The sequence below is a fragment of the Infirmifilum sp. genome, from assembly GCF_049970975.1.
In the GTDB taxonomy this organism is placed as follows: Archaea; Thermoproteota; Thermoprotei; order Thermofilales; family Thermofilaceae; genus Thermofilum; species Thermofilum uzonense.
In genome coordinates, this window is the sequence record NZ_JBMFLX010000119.1 from 1,395 (window position 1) to 3,855 (window position 2,461).

Annotated in this window: 3 protein-coding genes; all 3 read right to left on the minus strand. The window is 41.9% G+C overall.

What is annotated here, in order from left to right; translation table 11 throughout:
* Positions 1–252, minus strand: a 252-nt coding sequence (locus ACP5KC_RS09265; protein WP_428287359.1) for a hypothetical protein, incomplete at its 3' end; no start/stop codon positions are given.
* Positions 249–1,979 carry a hypothetical protein gene (locus ACP5KC_RS09270; protein ID WP_428287360.1) on the minus strand — a complete coding sequence of 577 codons (1,731 nt, stop codon included), beginning with the start codon at positions 1,977–1,979 and terminating at the stop codon, positions 249–251. The genes ACP5KC_RS09270 and ACP5KC_RS09265, both read right to left, overlap by 4 nt.
* Positions 1,976–2,461 (minus strand): glycosyltransferase (locus tag ACP5KC_RS09275; protein WP_428287361.1); only part of this gene is annotated, 486 nt, incomplete at its 5' end. The genes ACP5KC_RS09275 and ACP5KC_RS09270, both read right to left, overlap by 4 nt.

Sequence of the window (2,461 nt, forward strand, 5' to 3'; positions counted from 1 at the left end):
AAATTTACGCGCTATCAAGGGATGGCTCATGCCCAGAATTCTCAACTGGAAGTACAGCCTAGTCGAGGGAATATGGTGTACCTTTATATTCGAACGTAAATGAGCACCAAGCCATATGTTCTGTCTATCCGCTGTCGCCACGTGGATCTCGATGGAGTTGCCGAGAACCTTCACTAGGCCTCTTATAAGACTCAGCAAGAACTTCTCAGCGCCTCCAGCCCTTAGGTACTCCGAGACAAACAATACCCTCAACCAAGCCACCATAAATAGACCATTCCTCCTGCGTCAATGACCCTTGAATACACGCTGTCTAGCTCAAAGGTATTTATGTAGCCTTGAACAATTTCAGGGTCTAAAAGGCTTAGCATTATGTACTGAGATTTGCAGCCCGTCCCGCTACGAATAATGTTCATTAAAGTTGAAGACCTCAAAACCGTTTCGCGTATTATTGTGAAATATGAATAATATATGGTAGAGAATGTTCCCCCACAAATACCGGATACATTAGACATAGAAATAAAGTTTAGCGACGCGTCGATCCACGGGTATCTAACCCTAATTGTAGAGTAATTGGGCTCGAGTGATATGAAGACGGCTGATAAAAGCGCTATTAAAATTAAGACATTTAGGAATATCGGGGCTAGCTTGTAATGATTGCCCATTCTACCCTGTGGTTTGCTAATCCACGTGTGTAAGAGTTGAGTTCCAGGCATGAATATGAGATAGGCTACATATAGCGTTCTCTCAAACCACAGAAAAGAGCCTACTAGGTACGCTGATATGACCCCATATGCTATAAGGCTAGACAAGGTAAGAAATTTCAACGATTTAATGTCACCGCCCACCGTGTTATTGGCAATCAAAAACCTGAGAGTTAAGTATATCAAGACGAGAAAAGTAGAGACGGTAAATACTCTATATAGGAGCCTAAATACATATGCTACTTCGCTTATCGGATATAGAGACTTCACCCTTATGGGCGTGCTTTGAACAACGAACTCGCTGTAGATCTGTGGATTACTGAAGTACTTTAGAACCGAGTTAAACCCTAATTCAACAAAGTTGCTAGATATATTGAATATAACATGGATTACGAAGAACAGTATTATGGCATATAGGTACTTGAGGGTGTCCCTTGCTAGTCTATGCACAGACGTAAAAAATACTAGGAGAACTAGTATCTCTGTAACCATGAACGTCGCAACATATGGGTGTGACAAAATGATCGTGGCACTCACTATGATGGCTATAGCCGCGGCCTGTTTCAAACCTTTACTTGGATGAGCTAACACAAAGTCTATCAATACAGATTGAAGTATTGTCGCTAACAATATAGCAAAATGCCATCTAGCGAAACTCGACGTGAATAACCCATAATTGTTCACAAGGAAGAGCAGTGGCAGTATTCCTATGAAATTGCTGGCGCTTTTAGGGAAACGCCTTTCCACGAACATGGCGTAAAAGAGTAAAAACACGAGAAGCGGGTAAAGCGCTGTTAGGACTGTTATTGACTCTATGACCCTTCCATTAGTCACAACCACGTAGATGCTTTGGAATATAAACCATCCCGGCCAAGACACTACATCGTCTCTACCAAACATCTCGAGCCCGCTCAAGCTGCCTCTCTTTATAATGTACTCTACAGGCCCTCCATGCAGATAGGCATCTCTATGTATAATGAATGGAAAATTAACCGCGATGATGCTAGAGTATATCAACACGGTAATTAGTAATGACAAGAACACGGCACGTGCTTTCTTGCTGTAGACGGTGATTAGCCAAAGCATTACAATTATACAATAGAAGAGAAAAATTCTGTATTGTGTGAACAATACAATGTCGTAGTTGAAATAAGTGGGGGGGCGAAGTTTAGAGAAATCGAAGTAGCTTGAATAGCTTGCAACGACGCCTGCTAGAATAATTAAAAGTGTGATCACGCGAGAATGTATTGCATGATTATTCTGAGACGTCATCCTCATAGTAGGTCGCCAATTAGTTTCTTTACATTATTCGTAAATACTTCCTCTCTGAAGTCCATGACTAGCCTTCTACAAATCTCGGGCTCGACGTCTTCCTGTAACAGTTCGAACACTAGCTCTGGGATTTCATCATGACTGTTATAGACTTTGATGCACTTACTTACCGTTTGCCACGGGTGTTTAAGAAGCAAGTCGTGAACTATCCCCGTAAACTTGTGAACAACAACCCTACACCCTGAAGCAAGAGCTTCTCCAACGAGTATTCCAAAGTGCTCATACATCACCGGGTGAATGTAGACTTTCGCCTTAGCCAGAAGCCTCAATTTTTCGTTTTCATCAATGTTAAAGGCTATGCCTATGTTGTCTAAGCTAGCCAATTTACCCCTAATCAGTTTCTCATAATTCTGGTCAGAATAGCCGATGACTACTATCTTCCAGCTTCTCAAAGCAGACGAAAGCTTACTAATGATCTCAGACGCTAT